At 67.2% G+C, this 23405-nt stretch carries 18 protein-coding genes; 5 read left to right on the top strand and 13 right to left on the bottom strand.

The features are described from left to right. Positions 1 to 268 precede the first annotated feature (268 nt). Complete coding sequence (locus ACH0BU_RS10325) at positions 269 to 1027, bottom strand: hypothetical protein (RefSeq protein ID WP_296220176.1); 759 nt, start codon at positions 1025 to 1027, stop codon at positions 269 to 271. 84 nt (positions 1028 to 1111) lie between these two features. Between ACH0BU_RS10325 and ACH0BU_RS10320 the strand changes: the two genes are divergently transcribed. Further along, positions 1112 to 2011, top strand: coding sequence for a fatty acid desaturase family protein (locus ACH0BU_RS10320; protein ID WP_296220178.1), 900 nt, complete (start codon positions 1112 to 1114; stop codon positions 2009 to 2011). 7 nt (positions 2012 to 2018) lie between these two features. Here ACH0BU_RS10320 and ACH0BU_RS10315 read toward each other — a convergent pair whose 3' ends face one another. Together ACH0BU_RS10315 and ACH0BU_RS10310 are read right to left on the bottom strand one after the other, a co-directional pair. Further along, positions 2019 to 3356, bottom strand: coding sequence for a dicarboxylate/amino acid:cation symporter (locus tag ACH0BU_RS10315; RefSeq protein ID WP_296220180.1), 1338 nt, complete (start codon positions 3354 to 3356; stop codon positions 2019 to 2021). A gap of 179 nt (positions 3357 to 3535) precedes the next feature. After that, positions 3536 to 4150 (bottom strand): TetR/AcrR family transcriptional regulator, encoded by a 615-nt coding sequence (locus tag ACH0BU_RS10310; RefSeq protein WP_500264014.1) that lies wholly within the window; start codon positions 4148 to 4150, stop codon positions 3536 to 3538. A gap of 196 nt (positions 4151 to 4346) precedes the next feature. Between ACH0BU_RS10310 and ACH0BU_RS10305 the strand changes: the two genes are divergently transcribed. The 3 genes from ACH0BU_RS10305 to ACH0BU_RS10295 all read left to right on the top strand — a co-directional run bounded on the left by ACH0BU_RS10305 (position 4347) and on the right by ACH0BU_RS10295 (position 9590). Then, positions 4347 to 6788 (top strand): TonB-dependent receptor, encoded by a 2442-nt coding sequence (locus tag ACH0BU_RS10305; RefSeq protein WP_296220184.1) that lies wholly within the window; start codon positions 4347 to 4349, stop codon positions 6786 to 6788. A gap of 114 nt (positions 6789 to 6902) precedes the next feature. After that, positions 6903 to 8690, top strand: a complete 1788-nt coding sequence (locus ACH0BU_RS10300; RefSeq protein WP_296220186.1) for a class I adenylate-forming enzyme family protein — start codon at positions 6903 to 6905, stop codon at positions 8688 to 8690. A 69-nt stretch (positions 8691 to 8759) separates the two neighbouring features. Next, positions 8760 to 9590 carry a DUF4336 domain-containing protein gene (locus tag ACH0BU_RS10295; RefSeq protein ID WP_125945646.1) on the top strand — a complete coding sequence of 277 codons (831 nt, stop codon included), beginning with the start codon at positions 8760 to 8762 and terminating at the stop codon, positions 9588 to 9590. 9 nt (positions 9591 to 9599) lie between these two features. On the opposite strand, the gene ACH0BU_RS10290 is transcribed toward ACH0BU_RS10295, so the two are convergent. From ACH0BU_RS10290 to ACH0BU_RS10275, 4 genes are read right to left on the bottom strand one after another with little or no spacing between them, the layout of a single operon-like run. Beyond that, on the bottom strand, positions 9600 to 10637 hold the full coding sequence (locus ACH0BU_RS10290; protein WP_296220189.1) for a YeiH family protein: 1038 nt from the start codon (positions 10635 to 10637) through the stop codon (positions 9600 to 9602). A gap of 30 nt (positions 10638 to 10667) precedes the next feature. Beyond that, complete coding sequence (locus ACH0BU_RS10285) at positions 10668 to 12662, bottom strand: alpha-glucosidase (RefSeq protein ID WP_314471703.1); 1995 nt, start codon at positions 12660 to 12662, stop codon at positions 10668 to 10670. A gap of 23 nt (positions 12663 to 12685) precedes the next feature. Then, positions 12686 to 13762 (bottom strand): LLM class flavin-dependent oxidoreductase, encoded by a 1077-nt coding sequence (locus ACH0BU_RS10280; protein WP_046408194.1) that lies wholly within the window; start codon positions 13760 to 13762, stop codon positions 12686 to 12688. After that, entirely contained in the window at positions 13759 to 14667 is a 909-nt protein-coding gene (locus tag ACH0BU_RS10275) for an aldo/keto reductase (RefSeq protein WP_046408195.1), read from the bottom strand. The genes ACH0BU_RS10280 and ACH0BU_RS10275 overlap by 4 nt, the downstream gene beginning before the upstream one ends. Positions 14668 to 14822: 155 nt before the next feature. On the opposite strand from ACH0BU_RS10275, the gene ACH0BU_RS10270 reads away from it, so the two are divergent. Continuing rightward, the gene (locus ACH0BU_RS10270; RefSeq protein WP_296217910.1) at positions 14823 to 17291 is read left to right on the top strand and encodes a TonB-dependent receptor; all 2469 of its coding nucleotides are present in this window, start codon (positions 14823 to 14825) and stop codon (positions 17289 to 17291) included. A 62-nt stretch (positions 17292 to 17353) separates the two neighbouring features. Here the strand turns inward: ACH0BU_RS10270 and ACH0BU_RS10265 are convergent, their stop codons facing one another. From ACH0BU_RS10265 to ACH0BU_RS10240, 6 genes are all read right to left on the bottom strand, one after another. Beyond that, on the bottom strand, positions 17354 to 18385 hold the full coding sequence (locus ACH0BU_RS10265) for a LacI family DNA-binding transcriptional regulator (RefSeq protein ID WP_296217907.1): 1032 nt from the start codon (positions 18383 to 18385) through the stop codon (positions 17354 to 17356). 69 nt (positions 18386 to 18454) lie between these two features. After that, on the bottom strand, positions 18455 to 18961 hold the full coding sequence (locus ACH0BU_RS10260; protein ID WP_500264013.1) for a Crp/Fnr family transcriptional regulator: 507 nt from the start codon (positions 18959 to 18961) through the stop codon (positions 18455 to 18457). Between the two features lie 404 nt (positions 18962 to 19365). Continuing rightward, positions 19366 to 19788 (bottom strand): hypothetical protein, encoded by a 423-nt coding sequence (locus ACH0BU_RS10255; RefSeq protein ID WP_296217903.1) that lies wholly within the window; start codon positions 19786 to 19788, stop codon positions 19366 to 19368. After that, on the bottom strand, positions 19785 to 21020 hold the full coding sequence (locus tag ACH0BU_RS10250) for a molybdopterin-dependent oxidoreductase (protein WP_296217901.1): 1236 nt from the start codon (positions 21018 to 21020) through the stop codon (positions 19785 to 19787). Before ACH0BU_RS10250 ends, ACH0BU_RS10255 begins: the two co-directional genes overlap by 4 nt. Continuing rightward, positions 21020 to 21802 carry a DeoR/GlpR family DNA-binding transcription regulator gene (locus tag ACH0BU_RS10245; protein ID WP_296217898.1) on the bottom strand — a complete coding sequence of 261 codons (783 nt, stop codon included), beginning with the start codon at positions 21800 to 21802 and terminating at the stop codon, positions 21020 to 21022. The genes ACH0BU_RS10250 and ACH0BU_RS10245 overlap by 1 nt, the downstream gene beginning before the upstream one ends. 7 nt (positions 21803 to 21809) lie before the next feature. Next, on the bottom strand, positions 21810 to 23330 hold the full coding sequence (locus ACH0BU_RS10240) for a glycerol-3-phosphate dehydrogenase (protein ID WP_296217897.1): 1521 nt from the start codon (positions 23328 to 23330) through the stop codon (positions 21810 to 21812). Between the last annotated feature and the right edge of the window lie 75 nt (positions 23331 to 23405).

Below are 23405 nucleotides of genomic sequence, written 5' to 3'. Positions count from 1 at the left end.
ATCCGCGCCTCACCGACTTGCGCTTCCGGACACCTATTTTGTCCCTCGCGCTGGGGCGGCGGCCCGCAATTGTTCCGTCGATCCTCCATTCCCCGGCAAGGAAGCCCCTGCCTGTTGCCTCCAACAAACGAGCGGGCGGATGGTCGCGTCAGTGCCAGGCGCTTTGCCAAACTTTCTGAGCAACTTGGATCAACTTGGCGGCTACTTCGACCGCCCCCGCTTATTCTTCATGGCGGCGCTCACGAGGTCCTTCGGGCCCGTGCAGACTCTATGCCACCTGGTCCCAGGCGGCTTTGCCCACCGCATCATAATGCCGCATCGCATCGATCATCGCCGCGCGCAGCCCGGTGTCGATCAGGGCGGAGGGCAGCATCGGATCACGATTGATCGCGCGGATCACCGATTGGCCAAGCAGCAATGTCTCGCGCGCCGCCCCGTCGGCCGTCATCGTCGGCAGCCGCGCGGCGCTGGCGTCCATCTCGCCGATCCAATGGCGATACCCCGCCTCGATCGCGTCGCGCGGCCACAGCGCTTTCCAGGCCGAGTCATCACTCGAACATGCGTCGCCGATGATCGTCGCCTCGCGGTCGAGCCCGATCGCATGAAGCTGCCGGGCAAGCTGCGGCATCGGATCGGCCAGATTGTGTGGCCGCACCCAAGCGCCCGACGGCGTCCGCGCCAGGCCATGGAGCGTCAGCGCCCGTTCGCGTTCGCGCAGCCGGCGACGGTCGCTGCGACCCAGATGGTCGACCAGCACGATCAGCCATCGCCCGTCCCAGTCCCGCACGCGCGTTTCCGCGCTCGCCCAGCCACGTGCCCGCTCGTCGAGCGCCTTGCCGCCGGGACCGATCGCGTACAGCCCGCGTTTGACCTGCTGCACCGTGCCCTCGCGGCACAGACGGCCCAGCGCCACGCGCATCGCGCCGCCATCCAGGCCCATTACCTCGCCGCGCCGCACCAGCTCGGCGACCCGCATCGGGCGCCGCACCGCTGACAGGAACCCCAGTGCCAGCGATCGCCCGGACAAGGGGGCTCGCCAGTCTTGTAACGAAAATTGACTCACGCCGTCATTATGCGTTACAAGTTGCCCGGTCATTCGGGGAGCCTACGCATGAAGCCCGCACCGATCACCGATTTTCTCAGCAAGGATGAACTGGCGGCGCTGATGCGACCGTCCAACCTGCGCGGCGCCTGGACGATCGCCGTCAATTGGGCGATCATCGCGTTCGCCTTTGCGCTGGCGATCGCCTGGCCCAATCCGCTGACGATCGTGCTTGCCGTCCTGCTGCTCGCCGGGCGCCAGCTCGGGCTCGGCATCATCGTCCATGATTGCGCCCACAATGCGCTGTTCGCCTCGCGCCGTGCGAACGAGATCGCGGGGCAGTGGCTGGCGGGCTATCCGATGAATACGTCGCTGGCGAAATACCGCAGCTACCATCTGAAGCATCATCGCTTCGCCGGCACGCCGCAGGATCCCGACATCGGCTTCGTCCGCGCCTATCCCGTCACCCGTGCCTCGCTGCGCCGCAAGTTCGTGCGCGACCTGACCGGGCGCACCGGCGTTCGGGATCTGGCGCGCGAGCTGAAGACGTTCCGGCTGGCGGAGCAATGGCCGTGGGTCGCGTTCCACCTCGCCCTGTTCACCGCGCTTGCGCTCGCCGGCGGCTGGTGGGCCTATGGCCTGTGGTGGGCGGCGCAATTGTTCGTCTATCCCGCGATCGTTCGCCTCCGCCAGATTGGCGAGCATGGCGTGGCGGAGGAGCGCAGCGATCTCGACCCGCGCCGCAACACCTCCACGACCGTCGCGCGCTGGTGGGAGAAGCTGTTCGTTGCCCCCAACGACGTTCACTTCCATCTCGAACACCATCTCGCGGCGGGTGTGCCGCCCTATCGGCTGCGCGCGATGCACCGGCTGCTGGTGGCGCGCGGCTATTACGACGGTTTCCAGTGCATCTCGCGCGGCTATGCCGACGTGATCCGCCGCGCGGTGCAGCCGCTCCCTGCGCACTGACCGCGCTTCACCCGGCCGGCACTGCCCCGGCCGGCTGATCGTCGATCGGCACCGCCCGGCCGGACAGCGCCGCGTCGAGCTGCTCGCGATCCAGCCGCCCCTCCCAGCGCGCGACCACGATCGTCGCCACGGCATTGCCGATGAAGTTCGTCAGGCTGCGGCATTCCGACATGAACCGGTCGACACCCAGGATCAGCGCCATGCCCGCGATCGGCACGTCGGGCACGATCGACAGTGTCGCGGCCAGCGTGATGAAGCCGGCACCCGTCACCCCCGCCGCGCCCTTCGACGACAGCATCGCCACGCCCAGCAACAGCAATTGCTGCCCCAGCGTCAGCTCGACGTTGCACGCCTGCGCGATGAACAGCGCGGCGAGCGTCATGTAGATGTTGGTGCCGTCCAGGTTGAACGAATAGCCGGTCGGCACGACCAGGCCGACGACTGTCTTGGGGCAGCCCGCCCGCTCCATCTTCTCGATCAGCGAGGGCAGTGCGCTTTCCGACGATGACGTGCCCAGCACCAACAGCAATTCGGCCTTCAGATAGGCGATCAAGCGAAAGATCGAAAAACCGCACAGCCGCGCCACCGCGCCCAGCACCACAATGACGAACAATAGCGACGTCAGGTAGAAGGTGCCGACCAGCGCGGCGAGATTGGCCAGCGTTCCCACGCCATAGCGCCCGATCGTGAACGCCATCGCGCCGAATGCGCCCACCGGCGCCGCCTTCATCAGGATCGCGACGATCTTGAACACCGCAAGCGACACGTCGTTCAGCGCGACGAGCAGCCGGTTGCCGCGCTCGCCGATCATCGCCAGCCCGATGCCGAACAGGATCGCCACGAACAAGGTCTGCAGGATGTTGCCGTCGGTCAGCGCCGAGAGGAACGTGTCGGGGATGATGCTCATCAGGAACCCGGTCAGCGTCGTCTCGTGCGCCTGTTCCGAATAGGTCGCGACCCGCGAGGGGTCGAGCGTCGCGGGATCGATGTTGAGCCCCGCGCCCGGGCGCACGACATTGGCGACGATCAACCCGACGATCAGCGCCAGCGTGGAAAAGAACAGGAAATAGGCGAACGCCTTGCCCGCGACGCGCCCGACCGCGCTCAGGTCGCGCATCCCCGCGATTCCGGTGACGATGGTCAGGAAGATCACCGGCACGATGATCATCTTCACCAGCTTGATGAAGCCATCGCCGATCGGCTTCATCGCCTCGCCCGTGCCGGGTGCGAAATGGCCCAGCAGCACGCCGGCGGTAATCGCGATCAGCACCTGGACGTAAAGGTGCGAATACCAGCGCGGTTTGCGGGGCAGCGAAACCGCTTCCAATGTAATCAAGCCGATCATCCTCTCAGCATCGCCGGGCTACGGCCCAACGGTGGCCGCGCCGGCAATGATAGAGGACGTTGGCGGCTTTGCGCACGATCAGAAATCGCGTCGGCTGCAATTCACCATGCAGAATAACGGGTGTGTCCCCGGGATGACAAGGGAGGCGGCCGCGCTTCAGCCCCGCACCGGCGCCTGGCTCAGGCGGTGGGCCACATCATCAGGCTGATCTCGACCACGCGTTCCAGTTCCGCACGGCTCGCGCCCGATCCGGCCTGTACCGCCATGCCCTGCAGGATCGCGTAGAGGTACGACGTCAGCGCCTCGGGATCGACATGGTCGGGCAGGTCGCCGTCGCGCTTGGCCTGGCAAAACCGCTCGACCAGCGCCGCCTGCGACGAGGCGCGCCGCTGGATCACGTCGGCCTTGATCGATTCCGCCTCCGCGCCGCACGCCGTTGCGCTGATCACCCCCAGGCACCCCTTGGGATCGCACTTGCTGGTCTGCGCGTCGATCGCACCGCGCATGAAATGCTCGGCCACCGCGCGCGCGGTCGGCTGCTCCAGCGCCTCGCGGGTATAGGCCAGCTTCTCCGCCTCGTAGAGGTCCAGCGCCTTGTGAAACAGCGCTTCCTTGTTGCCGAATGCGGCGTACAGGCTGGGCTTTGTGATTCCCATCGCCTCGGTGAGGTCGGCCATCGACGCGCCCTCATAGCCCTTAGCCCAGAACACGCCGAGCGCCTTGCTCAGCGCCTCGTCGACGCAGAACTCGCGCGGGCGTCCCTTCGCGGCGGCCGGTGCGGTGATCGATTCCATAACGCTTAGTATATAAGGATTTGGCGCGATCTCTCAAGCGCCCGGGCGGCGCGCACCCTTCCCGCCTCATCACCCTGGCACAAGTGGCAGGTCCGCCGCACCCTTTCCGATCGTACAAGAACATGCCGGTTCTGCGACCGGCGAAGAACGAGAACGGCGTGACACGCGCCGCACGTCTTTATGGGAGGAAAATGTGATGTTGCGTTCTACCGCGTCCATCCTTGCGCTGGCGATATCGACCGTCTCGGTCAGCGCGGCGGCGCAGGAAGCCGCTTCGGCCAGCGCCAATCCGGCAAATGATCCCGCCGCACCGGTGCCCGCCACCAGCACGGCCGACGCCACGCGCAGCCCACAGGCGGACGACGGCGAGATCATCGTCACCGCGCAGAAGCGCGAACAGCGGCTGCAGGACGTGCCGGTCGTGGTGTCGGTGCTTAACCAGCAGCAGCTCGAAAATGCCGGCGTGCGCGACGTCAAGGATCTCCAGACGATCACCCCTGGCCTCAACGTCACCTCCTCCACCTCGCCCGCGCAAACCTCGATCCGTATCCGCGGCGTCGGCACGGTGGGCGACAATCCCGGCCTTGAAAGCTCGGTCGGCACGATCGTCGACGGCGTCTATCGCGCACGCAGCGGCGTCGCCTTCGGCGACCTGGGCGAACTTGAGCGGGTGGAGGTGCTGAAGGGCCCGCAATCGACCCTGTTCGGCAAGAACATGTCGGCCGGCGTCATCAACGTGATTTCCGCCTCGCCCAGCTTCAATCCATCGGCCGAATTCGTCGGCAGCTACGGCAATTACAACGCCTGGACCGTGTCCGGCGCGGCGACCGGCGGGCTGATCGGCGATACCGTCGCGGGCCGCATCTTCGCGTTGAAGCGCGAACGCGACGGCTTCTGGAAGGTGCGCACCGGCGCCGGCCCGCGCACCAGCACGCGCGCCGACAATGAAAACAACTGGACGGTACGTGCCCAGCTGCTCATCCGCCCGACCGACCGGGTCGACATCCGGCTGATCGGCGACTGGTCCGAACGCGACGAGGATTGCTGCGTCAACGCGCCCAGCATCGCCGGGCCGACCGCCGCCTTCGTCGATGCGCTCGCGCCGGACGCCGGTACGCTGCGCAACGGCAAGCCGTTCGACCGCATCACCTACGCCAACCGCCCAACCGATTTCCGCATCCGCGACCGCGGCGTCTCGGGCCAGCTCGACTGGGAATTGAGCGACGCGCTCAGCCTCACCTCGATCACCGCCTATCGCTATTACAAGTCGAACAGCGGCGTCGACATCGACTATTCCTCCGCCGACATCTGGTATCGGGGCTCGGACGGCAATTCGAACCAGTTCAAGGTGTTCTCGCAGGAGGCGCGGCTCGCCTATAACAGCGAGAGGATCAACTCGATCCTCGGCGTCTTCTACGCCGACGAGCGGTTGGAAGCGCGCCAGAACACCTTCTTCGGCAGCGATTACGAACGCTATTTCGGCCTGCTGCTGTCCGGGGGCACCAATCCCAATGCGGTCTCGGCGCTCACCGGTATCGCCGCGGGCAGCAATTTCGTGCCCAACACCGGCCAGCGCGATTTCCACCGCCACCGCGCCTCGTCCTTCGCGGTCTTCACCGACAATACCTTCACGATCGCCGATGGTCTCGATCTGACGCTGGGCATCCGCTACACTGACGAGGTCAAGCGCACGACCTCGCACTACACCAACACCTCGCCCGCCAACGCCTGCGCCGCCGCCCTCGCGCGCCGGCTCCCGGCGGCGGCGATCACCGCGCTCTGCTCGCCCACCTCGGATGTCGCGTTCAACGATGTGACGACGCAGCAGCGCCGCCCGGAAAACCGCTGGGCCGGCTCGGCCAAGCTGCAATATCGCTTCTCGCCCAGCGTCATGGCCTATGGCTCCTACGCCAACGGCTTCAAATCGGGCGGCTTCAACCTCGATCGCGCCCGCACCGCGATCGGCGTCATCAATCCCGACACGTCCTTTGCCACCGAAAAGGTCGAAAGCTACGAAATCGGCACCAAGACGAGCTGGCTCGGCCAGCGGCTGCTCGCCAACATCGCTGCTTTCTACCAGACGTACACGGACTTCCAGCTCAACACCTACACCGGGGTCAGCTTCGTCGTGACCTCGATCCCAAAGGTGACGTCAAAGGGCGTCGACCTCGACCTACTGTACAACACCGGCATTCAGGGCCTGACGCTGAACGCCGGCGCGACCTATGCCGATACGAAGTTCGGCGATTTCCCTCCGCCGCTGCCGAACCTGACGCGCCTGTCGGGCAACCAGCTTCCCTATGCGGCGAAGTGGAACGTCACCGGCGGCTTCACGTCGAAACAGCCGATGACCTCGGATCTCAACTTCCTGTCGTCCGCGTCGCTCAAATGGACGTCGAGCTACAATACAGGCTCCAACCTCGATCCGTTGAAGGTGCAGCAGCCGTTCGCCTTGCTCAACGCCCGTGTCGGGATCGAACCCACCAACGAGGCCTGGTCGCTTGAGGTCTGGGCGCAGAACCTCACCAACTCCAACTATTATCAGGTGATCGTCGATCAGCCGCTGCAAAGCGGCACTTATGGCGCGTTCATCGGCCAGCCGCGCCTTTACGGCGTGACCGGCCGGGTCCGCTTCTGATCACGACAGCAGCCGGTTCGCGCGGGGGCGATGCTTTTGGCCTTGCCCCCGCGGCTCCGATCCAACACTCATTCTAAAACAGCCGGCTTACCGGCGAGGCGAGAGGATGAGCATATGGATAAGCGCGCTGCCGCCGCGCCGGTTGTTGAAAACTGGCCCGCAGTCTCCCTTGAGGAAACCTGCCGCACGCTGACCGCCCCCGGCGCCCCGTTCGAAATGCGTGAGGAGGTCATCCGCGGCGTGCCGCTGCGCACCTATGCCAACGCGCTCAACGACCTGCGGCAGGTGTTCGATCTCGGTCGCGGCTGGGGCGACCGTGAATTCATCATCTATGAGGGCGAACGGCAAAGCTATGGCGCGCATTTCCGCGCCGCCGGGCAACTCGGGCGCGTGCTCCACGATCGCTTCGGGGTGCGCAAGGGCGACCGGCTGGTCATCGCCATGCGCAACCTTCCCGAATGGTCGCTCGCCTTCTGGGCCGGCGTCTCGGTCGGCGCGGTCGTCACGCCGCTCAACGCCTGGGGGCTGGGCGATGAGCTGGCCTATGGCATCACCGACTCGGGCGCACGGGTCGCGATCGTCGACGCCGACCGGCTCGAACGCCTCGCGCCCTTCGTCGCCGATCTCGCGCTCGACGGACTTATCTCGGTGCGCAGCGACACCGATCACGGCACCGGCGCGATCCCGCTCGACCATCTGATCGGTCCCCGAGCAGATTACGCCGACCTCCCCGACGATCCCATGCCCGATCCCGGCCTCCACACCGATGACCCCGCCACCATCCTCTATACCAGCGGCACCACCGGGCGGCCGAAGGGCGCGCTCGGCACCCACCGCAACGTCCTCACCAACGTCATCTCGATCGCCTTCAACAACGCCCGCGCCACCATCCGCCGCGGCGATTCTTTGCCGGCGCCTGATCCTGATGCGCCGCAGCGGGTGAACCTGCTCCCGGTCCCGCTTTTCCACGTCACCGGCACCAATTCGATGCTGATCCCCACCGTCATGGCGGGCGCGAAGCTGGTGCTGATGCACAAATGGCACCCCGAACGCTTCCTGGAACTGGTCGAGGCGGAGCGGGTGAATTCCACCACAGGCGTGCCCGCGATGGTGTGGCAAGTGCTCGAATCCCCCGATTTCGCCCGCCGTGATCTCTCCAGCCTCGACAGCTACGGCTATGGCGGCGCCGCGATCGCCCCCGAGCTGACGCTGAAATTCGCTGAGCTGTTTCCGTGGTTCAAGCCCGGCCAGGGCTATGGCGCGACTGAAACGTCATCGGTGTCGATTGGCAACAGCGCGGAGGATTACCTGCGCCGCCCCGACAGCGTCGGCCTCGCCGTTCCGGTCTGCGACGTGAAGGTGGTGGGCGCCGACGGGCAGGAGCTGCCGCGCGGGCAGGCCGGCGAATTGTGGATCCGCGGCCCCAATGTGGTCGTCGGCTATTGGAACAAGCCGGAGGCGACCGCCGAAACCTTCACCGACGGCTGGTATCACACCGGCGACATCTGCCGCATCGACGAGGAAGGTTTCGTCTATCTCCTCGACCGGGCCAAGGACATGCTGATCCGCGGCGGCGAGAACGTCTATTGCGTGGAGATCGAGGATGTCCTGGTCGCCCATCCGCATGTCATGGACGCCGCCGTCGTCGGCCTGCCGCACCGCATCCTGGGCGAGGAAGTCGGCGCGCTGGTGCAGCTTCGCCCCGGCGCTGACGTCACCGAGGAGGAGCTGATCGCTTATGCCGCGCGCCTCCTCGCGCCCTTCAAGGTGCCCGTGCGCATCGATGTCCGGCGCGAGGAGTTCCCGCGCAACGCCAGCGGCAAGACGCTGAAGCCTGTCTTGCGCGCAGAGCTCGTCGCGCGGCATCAGGCGGAACCTGCGGGCCGCTCCGGCGCTTCCTGACCGAAAGGGCAGGGGCCTCCTGCCGGGATGCGGCCGGCTGCCGGCACCGATCGATACGGGAGATGGAACATGGCCGAACGGCGACACGGACGGACGCTTCTGCTGGGCGTCGGCGCGGCAGCGATCGGCGCGGCATTGTACCTCACGCGCGGCGCGCCCCGCGACAGGAACGCCATCGCCTATCCGCCGCTCGACGTGCCCAAGCCGCTGGGTGAGGGGCTGTGGATCGTCGACAGCGGCCCGATCAACGCGATGGGGATGCAATTGCCGATCCGCATGACGGTGCTTCGTCTCGCTGACGGCGGCCTCGTCCTTCATTCGCCCACGCAATATACGCCCGCGCTGGCCCGCGCGCTACGCGACCTCGGCCCGATCCGTCACTTGGTCGCGCCCAGCATGGCGCACTGGACGTTCCTTCCTGAATGGCAGGCGGCCTATCCCGATGCGACCACCTGGGCGGTGCCAGTGCTGCGTGATCGTGCGCAGGTGCGTAGCGCGAAACTGCGCATCGACAGCGATCTGGGGCAATCTGCTCCCCCCGCATGGGCCGGCGACATCGAACAGGGGCTGGTCACCGGTAGCGGCGGCTTTCAGGAGGCATGGTTCTTCCACAAGCCGAGCCGCACGCTGGTGCTGACCGACCTCATCGAGAATCTCGATCCGCAGAAACTCGGCCCCGTCACCGCCCCGCTGATGCGCGCGGTGAAGGCGACCAGCGGCACCAGCGCACTGCACGCCCGCGCCGCCCTGCGCGGCCATGCCGGCGAGGTGCGGGCGCAGGTCGACCGGATGATCGCGCTCGCTCCGGAGGCCGTGGTGTTCGCGCACGGCGACATTTTCCGCGGGCGCGGGACCGAACAGCTGCGTCAGGCCTTCGCGTGGCTGAAGGCCCCCGCCTGACGCCAGCGATTAAAGCAGGATCAGCGCCCCGCCCAGCGACAGCGCCAGCGCGACCAGCGAGGCAAGGATGATCACCAGCAGCGGCTTGAACCCGGTTTCTAGCAGCGAGCTCATCGGTGCGCGGATGCCGGTCGCGGCGACCGCGCACGCCAGGCACGCGGTGGCGACATCCTGCGCCCCGTTGCTGACCATCGTCGGGATCACGCCCAGCGAGTTGATCCCGGCGAATACGAAGAAACCGACCACGAACCACGGCAGGGGGATGCCGGTCTTCTTGCCGTCCTCGGACCGGAAGAACGCGGCCACCAGCGCCAGCACCGGGGCGAGCAGCGCGACCCGCGTCAGCTTGACGATCGCCGCCACCTGGCCCGCCTCGTCGGAGAAGCTGTAGCCGGCGCCGATCGCCTGCGCGACGTCATGGATCGACGCGCCCAGCATGAACCCCGCCTGCCGGTCGTTCAGCCCCAATTGGTGCGCCAGTATCGGATACAGGAACATCGCGGCGGCGCTGGCGGCGGAAATGCCCACCAGCACCAGCGCCAGCTGCGCCTGGTTCGCGCGCCGCTCGCCCAACGTCGTCGCCAGCGCCATTGCGGCGGACGCGCCGCAGATCGCCACCGCGCCGCCCGCCAGCGTGCCGAATGCGCTGCCGAGGCCCGCCGCGCGCGCAAACGCGATCCCCGCGCCCAGCGTCGCCAGCAGGATCACCAGCACCGCCAGCAGCGTCAGCGGCCCAAGGTCGATGATCTGCCCCACGGTGATGCGGGCGCCGGCCAGCACGATGCCCAGCCGCAGCAGCGTCTTGGACGCGAACCCCAGCCCCGGTCCCATGCGTGGATCAGCACCGATGAAGTTCAGCGCCAGCCCGATCAGCAGCGCCATCAGCGTCAGCGGCGCACCATAATGGTCGGCGACGAACCCCGCCGCCATCGTTGCCAGCACCGCGACCGTCAGGCCGGGCAGCAGGTCGCGCCAGCTGCTCTTGGGCGATGGCTCCAGGTCGTTGTACAGGTCCGCTGCCAGCGGCAATGATGCGTAGCGCGTCACGCCCGCGCCTCCTTGGTCGCGCGGGTCATGTTAGAGCGTGGCAAGTCCGGCGAACAGCGCGGCGTGCGCACTGTCGGTACGGTAGAATACGGGCGGCTGGCCGATCGGCGCCGCCACTTCCACCGTCTCGCCGCCAGCGAAGGTCTCGCCCGACCAGACGTGGCGCCATTCCGGCCCGGCCGGCAGATAGGCGCTCCACCGCGCCGCACCCGCCTCGATCACCGGCGCGACGATCAGGTCACGGCCATAAGCGAATTGAGTCTCCACGCCCCAGCAGCCGGCATCATCCTCATAATCGAGGAACAGCGGCCGTTGCAGCGGTAGACCGGTCGCCGCCGCCTCGCGGCACAGCTCCGCCACGTATGGCGCCAGCGCGGCATGAACCTTCGTCATGGCGACGAAATGAGCCAGCACCTCGGCGTCGCCATCCAGCTGAAGGTTTGTGTCGGGCCGATTGCCCTCATGGCTGCGCATGACCGGCGAAAATGCCGATAGCTCGCTCCACCGCATCAGCAGCTCGGCGGTGCGGACATTGTCGTAGAGGCTGGTGTATCCGCCCAGGTCGCCGTGGTGATAGGCATTGCCGACGAGGCCGGAGGACAGCGCCCCTCGGATCACCGTGCCGATCCCGTCATGCCGCGTGAAATCGACGCTCTGGTCGCCCGCCCACAGCAGCGGGCAATATGCGCCCACGCCGCTGAACCCGGCGCGCATGAAGAACAGCGCATCGCCCGTCTTCCCGCGCGAGGCGATCGCGCGCGCATTCACCTCGGCCCAAATCGTCGGCCAGGCATTGTGCGCCAGCATCCCGTCGGTGCCGTCGAACAGGCGAACGTCGGTGGGGAGGTACTCGCCGAAATCGGCCATCCAGCCCGACAGCCCGAAATCCAGCATCTCGCGCCCGATCACGCGATCGGCGAACCAGTCGGCGGCGGCGGGATTGGTGAAATCGACGATCCCGCAATCAAATTCGCCGAAATCGACCAGATACGGCTCATCGGCGTCGAGCTTCAGCGCGAGATACCCCGCCTCCGCCGCCTCGACATACAGCGATCCGTCGACCGCCAGATACGGGTTCACATAGCCAAGAAAGCGAATGCCGCGTTCGTTCAGCTCGGCGATCTTCTGGCGCAGATGCGGATAGCGCGCCTCGTTCGCCTTCCAGTCCCAGAACAGCCGCTTGCCGAAACTGGTGACGCGAAGCCCGACCCAATCCTCGCACCACAGGCCAGTGACCACCGCGCCCGCCGCGATGATCTTCTCCATCCGGTCGAAGCTGTTGGCGCCGTCCTTCAGCCCCAGGATCGCACCCGAATAGGCCCATTCGGGCAGCAGCGGCTGGCGCCCGAACCGCGTCGAAAGCTGCGTCACCAGATCGGCGAAGCGCGTCGCGGCGAACAGCTCGATCCGCGCCGGCACCTCCCACACCTCGACCGCGGGCGCAGCAGCATCGCGGAAGTCGAAGCAGCTATAGGCCGTCGTATCGACGTGCAGCGCATAGCGCCGCGACGACAGATATGTCGGCTGCGGATAGTTGGTGTTCCAATAGTCGCCGCCCGAACGATGGTCGCGATCGCACTGGAACGTCAGCAGCGTCGACTTGTCGCGCCCGACGCCGGGCTCCGACGTCCACATCGGGAAGCGCCGCCCCGCCATGTCGACATAGGACATCTGCTCGCCGCCGCCCCACAGCCGCTCGCCCGCCTCGCCGACGGTGTTGAGCCACAAGCGATTGAGCGCCGGATCGAGCGCCTCCAGATGCAGCGCATCGTCGCGCAGCGTCAGTGTCAGCAGCGCGCGCCCACCCGCGGAAAGAGTGACGGTGTCACCCGCGACGCTCGCCTCGCGCAGCGCGATCCGCTCGTCGACCCGGTCCTCCAGGAAGTAATTGCCGCGGTACATGTCGACCAGCGGCCGCCCCGCACCGACGAACAGCGCAGGCGCGTCGGCGCGGTGGCGAATGACCAGCACCTCGCCCGCGAAGATATCGAAACCGCTCTCCGCGGGGCGAAGCGTCACCGTCATTCAAAAGCCTCCGGGGAAGGTTGTTACAGCGTCAGCGGGCCGTGCTGCAGCTTGGGAAGCACATGGCGCGCGAACAAATCAGCCTCCGCGGCATGCGGATAGCCCGACAGGATGAAGGCCTCGATCCCCATGTCCTGGTACATCTTCAGCTTGGCGAGCACCTGGTCGGGATCACCGACGATCGCCGCGCCGCAGCCGGAGCGCGCCCGGCCAACGCCGGTCCACAGGTTTTCCTCGGCATAGCCGTCGTCGCTGGCATTCTCGCGCAGCGCGGCCTGCGCCGCGACGCCGGTCGACTGGGTGTCTAGCGACTTGTTGCGGATCGCCTCGCCCTGCGCCGCGTCCAGCTTGGACAGCAGGCGATCGGCAGCGGCGCGCGCCTCGCTCTCGGTCTCGCGCACGATGACATGCGCGCGATACCCGAACTTCAGCGTGCGGCCGTGCTTGGCGGCGCGCGCGGTCATGTCGTCGATGATCGACTGCACCGCTTCCTTCTTGTCGGGCCACATCAGATACACGTCGGCGCCCTGCGCCGCGGTCTCGCGCGCGTCCGGCGACAGGCCACCGAAATACAGCGGCGGGCACTTGCCCGACACGGTGGTGACGGCCGGCGGGTCCAGCTTCAGCTTCCAGAACTCGCCCTGATGGTCCAGCGGCGCGCCGTTCAGCATGGCTTTAAGGATCTGCATCGCCTCCAGCGTGCGGGCGTAGCGCGGTGCGGAGGCCAGCGTCTCGCCCGGCAGGTCGGAGGAGATGATGTTGACCGTCAGCCGCCCGCCCAGGATGCGGTCGATCGTCGCGATCTGCCGTGCCAGCTGCGGCGGCCAGCTTTCGCCGATGCGCACCGCCATCAGCAGCCGGATACGCTTCACCATCGTCGCGATCGCCGCGGCGAAGGCGGTGGTGTCAATGCCCAGGGCATAGCCCGACGGCAGCAGAATATTGTCGAACCCGCCGCTCTCGGCCTGAAGCACGATGTCGCGGCAATGCTCCCAGCTCGACTTCAGCTTGGGATCGGGAACGCCGAGAAACTCGTAATCGTCATCGCACAGCGCCGAAAACCAGCTGACTTCGCACTGTTTATTGGTCGAACCGGTCACGGCAAACGCTCTCCCATGCTGGCTTGAAGGACGGCGTACCATTCCTCGCGCGTCCATTGCGGTTTGTAGGCGTCGGGGATCGTGGCGATCCGCGACACATTCTGCGTGCCGACGATCGGGATCGGGCGCGCCGGGTGCGCCATGATCCAGCTATAGGCGGCAGCGGCGCGATCGACGCCCGCCTCATGCGCCTTCACGTCGAGCAATGCGGCGACGGCGCGCGCGCGCTCGTCCGTCGGATCGGCGAGGCGACCACCGCCCAGCGGCGACCAGGCCAGCACCGCCATGCCGCGCTGCATTGCCTGGTCGAACAGGCCGTCGAACAGCGGCTTGATCGCCAATGCCGAGAATTCCGGCTGATGGCTGACGACCGGCACGGTCAGATATTCGGCAAGCGCCGCGGTCTGCGAGGGCGTATGGTTGGACACGCCGATCGCGGTGATCTTGCCCGCGACACGCGCATCGTCCAGCGCGCGCGCCACTTCCTGCGGATGCGCCAGCAGGTCGGGGCGGTGGATCTGATACAGGTCGATCTTCTCGCAGCCCAGCCGGCTCAGCGACGCGTCGATCGCCTCGGCCAGATAGGTCGCGCTCGAATCATACGGCACGCCCATGCGGATGCCGCCCTTGGACGCCAGCACCATCTTGTCGCGCAATGCCGGTGCTTCGGCGAAGACGCGGCCCAGCAGCGCCTCGGCCGCACCGAAATCCTCGTCATTGTCCGGACCATAGATGTCGGCGGTGTCGAACAGCGTCACGCCGGCATCGAACGCCGCCTCGACCAGCGCGCGCGCCGCGGCGACGTCAGTGCCGCGGAAACGCCACATGCCCCAGGCGATGGTGCTGATGGTTAGGCCAGTGTCACCCAGGGCGACGGAGCGAGCGGGAGAAGGCAAATAAGACACCGTTGTCTTATACGTAGGATCCGGCCTACAGGGAAGCAGTCAAATGGAACGTCGCCGAATTCGGGGTCGCCACGCCAATCTCCATCTACTAGGGGGATAAAGCGATGGGGCCGCGGAATTCGCGGCGCATGACTGGTTTGGGGTAGGAGAGGGTAATGGTAAGTTTTTCAAACAAGGCGCTTTTACTTGCGGCCAGCGCAGCTTTCGCTGTCGCGGCGCAGGGTGCGTCGGCGCAGGCCATGTCGCCCGAGGGGCAGGCAGCCGCACCCGCAACCGCACAGGAAACGCCCCCGGCGCCCGGCGTCGCGGCCGAATCGGACGATGCCTCGGGCGTCTCGAACGGCGACATCGTTGTCACTGCGCAAAAGCGTAGCGAGCGTCTGCAGGACGTGCCGCTCGCCGTCTCCGTCGTGGGTGGTGAGGCGCTGGCCAACACCGGCTCGCCGGGTCTCGAGGGCGCGCCCACGCTGGTCCCCGCGCTCAACATCCTGAAGTCGGGCACCACGCTCAACCAGTCGCTGTTCCTGCGCGGCGTCGGCACCACCACCTTCTCGATCGCGGGCGAACCGTCGGTCTCCGCCGTCGTCGATGGCGTCGTCCTCGCCCGCACCGCCGAAGCGTTCGGCGATCTCGTCGACGTGGAGCGGATGGAAGTGCTGCGCGGGCCGCAGGGCACGCTGTTCGGCAAGAACGCCTCGGCCGGCGTCATCAACATCGTCACCAAGCAGCCGACCCGCGACTTCGGCGGCTATCTTGAGGGCAGCTATTTCACCGGCGGTGACGAGGCGCGCATCCGCGGCGCCATCAACGTGCCGATCACCGAAAACCTGCTGTCGCGCGTCACCGGCTTCTACAGCCGCTTCGACGGCAACATCCGCAACGACGCCTTCGACGGTCGCCGCGTCAACGGCTATGAGCATGTCGGCGGCCGCGTCCAGCTGAAGTGGATGCCGAGCGACGCGACCACCGTCGCCTTCATCGCCGATTATCGCAAGAACAACGACGATTGCTGCGCCGAGGTTATCGGCACTGGCGCATTGAACGCCGCTGGTCAGCCGATCACCAGCCCGATCTTCTCGGTCCTGCCGACGCCGCAGGGTAATGAGACGCGCCGGATCAACCAGAATCTGATCACGCGCACCGAAGAGGAAAGCTACGGCGCCTCGCTGCAAATCGACACGGAACTCGGCAACCAGACGGTGACGAGCATCACCGCCTATCGCGAATATTCCAACACCGAGATCCGCGACGGCGACTTCCTTGCTGCGCCGTATGTCGGCTTCAACCAGCTGCACGATCTCGGGCCGCAGACGGGCGACACGTTCAGCCAGGAACTGCGCCTGACCTCGCCGTCGCAGCAGTTCATCTCCTATGTCGTGGGCGTCTATTATTCGCGCGCTGCGTCGGAGCGGACCTTCTCGCGCGCGGTGGTGAACTGCAACGCGGCGACCGTCCCGTCGACGCTGATCCCGTGCGGCGCGCCCGGCGCACCGGCGACGACCAACCCGTTCGGCGTCGCGAACTTCGGCTCGGTGTTCCAGAACATCGCCGCCTTCAGCCAGTTCACGGTCAACTTCACCGATCGTTTCCGCTTCATCGGCGGGCTGCGCTACACCGCTGACCAGCTCAACGTGTGGCATCGCCGCCAGACGACGCTGGCCGGCCCGGGCGTGAATCCGAATTTCGACCAGGGCGTGTTCGATCGCTACAACCAGCTGCTCGGCCAGGGCGTTGCTCCCGGCGCGGCGCAGACGCAGGCGGTGGCCGCCTCGAACGGCATCCCGTGGCGCGGCAAGACCACCAACGACAATTGGTCGGGCAAGGCATCGCTGCAGTTCGATGTCAGCCGCGATGTGGTGGCCTATGGCGGCTGGACGCGCGGCTACAAGGGCCCGGCGTTCAACGTGTTCTACAATCTGAACTCGAACGGCACGAACGTGATCGCGCCGGAAACGTCGGACAGCTATGAAATCGGCCTCAAGAACACGCTGTTCAACGGCGCGCTCACGCTGAACCTCGCCGCCTTCTACGCCAAGTACGACAATTTCCAGGCCAACAACCCGGATCTGGTCGCCGGCGTGGTCGTCACCCGCTTCACCAACGCGGGCGAGGTGTCGACCCGCGGCGTGGAGGCGGACATCGTCCTGCGCCCGATCGACGACCTGTCGATCTCGGGCGGCGTCGCCTACACCGATGCGCACGTCGACCGCTTCTTCCAGGCGCCGGGCGCGCCGCCGACGGCGGTCATCGCACCGGGCACCTCGCTCGCCTTCGCGCCGAAGTGGAAGGGCTCGCTGGGCATCGACTATCGCGTGCGCACCGGCGGCGCGGTTGACGTGTTCCTGGGCGCACAGGGCAATTACCAGTCCGAGCAGCTCGCGCTGTTCTCGCCCGATCCCGTGCAGCGCAGCCTCGCGACGATCGACGGCTATGGCCTGGTCAATCTGTCGGCCGGCATCGGCGATCAGGACGATCGCTTCCGCCTGACCTTCCAGGTGCGCAACCTGTTCGACCAGAGCTTCGCGGCGGCGATCGCCAATGGCGGCCCGTCGGGCTCGTACCGCTACCAGATCCCGCGTGAGGCGGATCGCTATTATGGCGTGACCGGCCGGATCAACTTCTGATCCCGCACCTGACGATCGCCTGAAACGACGCGGCCCCGGAGCGATCCGGGGCCGTTTTCGTATCAGCCGCCGCCCGGCGGCGCGGACGATCCACGCAGCACCAGCTCATGCGGCAGCCGCCGCTGCTGCGCGGCACCCGCCGCCGGTGGCGACAGCAACAGGTCGGTTGCCGCATCGGCCAGCGCGCGTACCGGCTGGCGCACCGTGGTCAGCGCCGGCCATACCAGCCGGGCGGTCGGCCCGTCGTCGAACCCCGCGACGGTCAGCGTATCGGGCACGCGGATGCCGCGCCGGTGCGCCGCCGCCAGCACGCCCGCCGCCATGTCGTCGCTCGATGCGAATATCGCGGTCGGCGGCGCGTCCATCGACAGCAGCGCATCCGCCGCCGCCTCGCCCGATGCGAAATCGAACTGCCCCTGCCGGATCAGCGCCATGTCCAGCTCGACGCCGGCCGCGCCCAGCGCGCGGATATGCCCCGCCAGCCGCTGCCCCGACGCGGCATAGCTGCGGTCGCCGACGATGAAGCCGATCCGCCGGTGCCCCAGCGTCAAGAGGTGGCTGGTCATGTCGAACGCCGCGCCGTCATTGTCGATCGACGCGCTCGGCCCTTCCTCGACGCGCAGCCCCGGCTGCAACCGGGCAAAGGGGATGCCGCGCCGCTTCAGTTCGTCCAGCACGCGCTGGTCGTCGCAGGCCGGCGGCGCCAGCACCAGCCCGTCGGGGCTCGCCTGGTCGATCAGCGCGGTGATATCCTCCAGCAGCGTCGGCGACGCGCGGTCATAGGGCTGGGCGATCATGCGGATCTTGTCGCGCGCGCATCGCTCGCGCACCCCCAGCTGGATTTCGTAGATGTACCAGGGATTGGGATTGTCGCAGATCAGCGCGATCTGGTGCGATCGGTGCCCCGCCAGTGCGCGCGCCGCATGGCTCGGCTGGAACCCGGTCTCCGCCATCACCTCGAGGATGCGCGCCTTCTTCTCGGCGCTCACATATTGCTGGTCGTTGATGACCCGCGACACGGTCTTGATCGAAACGCCCGCCAACCGCGCGACATCACGAATGGTCGGGCGCGCGGTGTCGGTTGCTGTGCTCATCACCGCCCCTCATAGGGCAGCCAAGCCGTTGGCCAATAGCCATAACGCGCCTGGCCCCCCGGCCCGCGATCACGCGCTCAACAGGCGCACCTTGGGCCGGTTGCCGATGTCCAGCGCCAGATAATCGGGGTCGAAGCCCGACAGGCTGACCAGCCCGTCCCAGTCATGGATGTCGACACGCTTGCGGCAGATCGTCACCAGCTTCAATTCGCGCAGGCGGCGCAGCGATCGGTTGACGTGCACCGGCGTGATGCCGGTCGCATCGGCCAGCTGCTCCTGCGTCAGCGGCAGGTCGAACTGCAACCGGTACTCACGCTCCCCGCCGAAGCGCATCGCCATCTCGCACATCAGATGCCCCAGCCGCCCCACCGCATCACCGCGCCCGATGTTGAGCAGCCATTGCATCAGCGTCGCCGTATCGACCGCGCAATGCCGCCAGAACGCCTCGGCGATGGCGGGGAATTGCGCCGCCGCGGCGCGCAGCGCGCGATGCGGCACGCGCAGGATCGTCGTCTCGGTCAACGCCAGCAGCGCGCCGACGCCGGTCGGCCGAACCACCGACAACAGGTCCGCCATGTCGCCGCTCAGGTGGATCCCGGTCAGCTGCCGTTGCCCGCTCGCCGTCTGGCCGAACCGCCCCACCAGCCCGGTGGCGACAAAACTCGCGTGGCTCGAAATCTCGCCCAGCCGGGTGACATTGCGCCGTGCACCGACGGTGATGGCATCGAACGGCAGCGCCAGCAGCGCGTCCTGCTCACCGGCTCAGCGCGAGTCGATCAATGAACGGCGCCAGCCCATGCGCGCTCGCGATTACCATGGCACGACTCCCGTTGAGCAAGCGGGAGCGCATATTATCTCTCAGTCACTGCCGCCTGCAGACGATCGGGCAGTGATGCTTCACCATACACGAACAAACGCCCGCTGGCTTGAGGCACATCAAGCCAGCATGCGCTTTGCCGCGATTTATCTTCCGGTCGGGATCAGCGGGCTGTTGCCGCCGGCGTCGTCTGCTGCCGGGCGACCAGATAATCGGTGATCGCCGGGATCTCGCCATCGCCGATCGGCGCGCGATAGGCGTCGCGCATCTTCTCGATGATCGCGGTCCATTGCTCGGGCTTCAGCCGCGGCTGGGTCAGCACCATGCTCGCCGAATGGCACGACAGACACCGCTGGTTGACGAGGTCGACGTTCGGCCCGTCGGGGAAGGTCGCAGCGTCATCGGGCAGCTCGACGCTGGTGGAGGTCAGCGTCACCCCGCCCGCGCTGATCCCGGCGTTTTCGGCAACCGCGGGCGCCGGCGCGGCGGGCGCCTTTGGCCCGCGGCTGCTGATGGCGATCAGCACCAACAGGCTCGCCCCGATCAGGACGACGACGATGGCGGCAAATGATGGTGCGCGCCTCACGTCAGCGCCACCGTCACCGGCTCCACGCAATTGCGCATATAGCCACCAGGGTTCCAGTTCGCCTCCATCGGCTGAGTCTCGCCGGCCGTGTTGGTGCAGCGCGCCATCACCTGCACACGCCCCGGCCGCGGCACGCCGATCCGCGCGGTGAAGCGGCGAAAACCATAACGATCGTCCTCGCGCCCCAGCATCGCGGGCTCCCACGTGCGCCCGCCATTGCCGGAAATCTCGACCCGCGCGACGCCGCTGTCGCCGCCCATCGCGATCCCCTCCACCGGCAGCACCGGGTCATAGCCATAGCTCGCGCCATCGGCGATGCTGGTGATCCAGGATCGCGGGTTCATCCGGTTGATCGGCACGGTCGGGAAATCCTTCGTCCCCGGCGCGACATGCGCGCGCGGCGTGTCGGGGATCTTGTACGCCTTGGCCATCCAGTATCGGTCGTCCGGCGCGGTCAGCACCTCGATCGTGTTCACCGTCTTCATCCAATAGGTCGAATACCAGCCGGGCACGACCAGCCGCACCGGGAAGCCATTCAGCAACGGCAGCTGCTCGCCGTTCATCGCGAACGCCAGCATCACCTCGCCGCCGCGCGCATGGTCGATCCCCAGCGCCTTCTCGAACGCCGGCGCCCCCTCGACCAGCGGCTTGTCCAACGCGCCGATCCGCACCGCCACGGCGCCGCCGCGCACCCCTGCCAGATCGAGCAGATGGCGCAGCGATACGCCCATCCACTTGGCATTGCCCATCGCACCATGGCCCCATTGCGCGCCGGGCACGCGCGGCTCGAACAATCCGCGCGAATTGCCCGAACACTGGTTTACCGCCGCCAGCTCGACCCGCGGCATGCGCAGTAGTTGCGCGAGCGAGATCGACAGCGGCCGCTCGACATGCCCACTAATCGCGATGCGATATTGGTCGACGTCGATGCTGGTCGGCATGTCGCTCCAATGCCAGCGCACGTAGAAGCGGTCATTAGGCGTGAAGAGGTTGTGCTGGAACACCTCCATCGGCGTCTCCAGCAGCACCGGGCGGGCGCGCTGCAGGATCATCTCGCCCTTTTGCGGAAAGTCGCTGGTCAGCGGCCGCGCGGAATTGCCTCCCGGCAGCCGCAGGTCGACGTCGGCGCCCAGCGCGCGCGCGGCGATCAGCGCCGCGCCGCCGCTTATGCCTGCGGTCAGCAGCCTGCGCCGCGACACGCTGCGCGCTGCCTCGAAATCGAGCCGATCCACTACATCTTCTCCACGTCGACGATCGCCACATCGGCGGCATCGCATGCCCGGCCGAGTTCATCGTCTACCTCGTCGGTGACCAGATAGTCGATATCGCCAAGGTCCCCGATCCGCACCGGCGCCGGCCGCCCCAGCTTGGAGGAATCGAGCGACAGGATCACTTGCCGCGCCTGCGCGATGATCGTCTGCGACACGCGAACTTCGTCCACATCGAAATCCAGGAACGTGCCGTCGCGCTCGATCGCGGAGGCGCCGATCAGCGCATAATCGACGCGAAAGCTGCGGATGAAATCCATCGCCAGCGCGCCCACCACCGCGCGGTCGCCGGGCCGCACGCGCCCACCGGCGGCGATCACTTCGATGCCCGGGCTGCCGGCCAATATGTCGACCACGTTCAGGTTGTTGGTGATCACCATCAGGTCGCACCGCCCGACCAGATGGCGCGCGATCGCCTCGGTCGTCGATCCGATGTTGATGAACAGGCTCGCGCCATCGGGCACCAGCGCGGCGGCGGCGGCGCCGATCGCGTCCTTCACGTCCGCTGCGACATGCCGCCGCTCGGCATAGCGCAGATTGTCGACCCCCGACGTCACCACCGCGCCGCCATGCACCCGCGCCAGCATGGATCGCCGCGCCAGCAGGTTCAGGTCCTTGCGGATCGTCTGCGGCGTGACGCCTAATTGCTCGGCCAGCGCGTCGACGGCGACGCTGCCGGTATGCCGCGCCGTCTCCAGGATCGCGCGATGCCGCGCCGCCACCACGTCTGCGCCGGTCTGGCTCACACCGCGCTCACGCCGCGACGGGGACGACGCGGGCGATATAGGCGTCCAGCGCCTCTGCCGTCCCGGCGGGCACATGCAGCCCCAGCTTGCTGCGGCGGAACAGCACATCCTCGCTGGTCCGCGCCCATTCGCGCGCCACCAGATAATCGACCTCCGCCTGATACAGGTCGCCGCCGAACGCCGTGCCCAGATCGCGCACGTTCTGCGCCGCGCCCAGCAGGTCATCGGTACGCGTGCCATAGGCGCGCGCCAGCCGCCGCAGCAGCTTGGGCGGCAGGGCAGGGCGGCTCGTCATCAGCCTGCTGAGGTACAGGTCGAAATCGGCATCGGCCATGTCGCCGCCCGGCAGCACCGCGCCTGCGGTCCACGCACCCGACGCGTCCGGGAAGAAGCGCGCCAGCTCCTTCATCGCATGTTCCGCCAGCTTACGGTACGTCGTGATCTTGCCGCCAAAGATGCTCAGCATCGGCGCGCGGCCTTCGCCCGCGTCCAGATCGAGCACATAGTCGCGCGTGACGGCGGAGGCGTTGGTCGATTTGTCGTCGTACAGCGGGCGGATGCCGGCATAGCTCCAGCGGATGTCCGCCTTGTCGACCGGCTGCGCGAAATAGCGGCCGATCGTCTCCAGCAGGTAATCGGTCTCGCCCGCGCTGATCTGCGCCTTGCCCGGCTTCTCGTTCCACACTTCGTCGGTCGTGCCGACCAGCGTGAAATCATTCTCGTACGGGATGGCGAAGACGATGCGGCGGTCGGGGTTCTGCAGCATGAAGGCATGCGACCCCGGGTACAGACGCGGCACGACGATATGGCTGCCCTTGACCAGCTTCACGCCGCGATCGGTCCGCGCATCGGGCACCCGGCCCAGCACATCGGCCACCCATGGCCCCGCCGCATTGACGATCACCCGCGCGCGCACCGCCCGGCTGCCCTGCGCGTCGGCGATCGTCGCCACCCAACCATCGCCCTCGCGCCGCGCATCGATCAGCCGGGTGCGCGTTTCGATCACCGCGCCGCGCGCGGCGGCATCCATCGCGTTCAGCACGACCAGCCGGCTGTCCTCGACCCAGCAGTCGGAATAGATGAACGCTTTGCCCTCGCGCGGGCTCAGCCCGGCGCCGGCGGCGGACGTCGCCAGGTTCACCGTGCGCGTCCCAGGCAGCTTCTCGCGCCCGCCGAGGTGATCGTACATGAACAGCCCCAGCCGGACCATCCACGCGGGGCGCGGCGACTGGTTCTGCGGCAGCACGAATTCCAGCGGCCAGATGATGTGCGGCGCCATGTTCAACAATCGCTCGCGCTCGATCAGCGCCTCGCGCACCAGCCGGAACTCGCCATATTCCAGGTATCGCAGCCCGCCGTGGATCAGCTTGGTCGATGCCGACGACGTATGGCTCGCCAGGTCATCCTGCTCGACCAGCAGCACGGACAGCCCGCGCCCCGCCGCATCGCGCGCGATCCCCGCGCCATTGATGCCCCCGCCGACGATCAGCAGGTCCACCATCCGCTCCATCTCGCGCTCTTCGCTCATCCTGCCATCATACCGACCGGCGCGTTCAAATGAAAGCGTTGACGTTCGTATGAAACTTGCCAAGGTTCGTTTCAG

This window comes from Sphingomonas olei (assembly GCF_045369765.1).
GTDB classification, from domain to species: domain Bacteria; phylum Pseudomonadota; class Alphaproteobacteria; order Sphingomonadales; family Sphingomonadaceae; genus Sphingomonas; species Sphingomonas panaciterrae.
The sequence above is the reverse complement of the archived record's forward strand: the minus strand, read 5'-3'. Positions and strand labels throughout refer to the sequence as shown.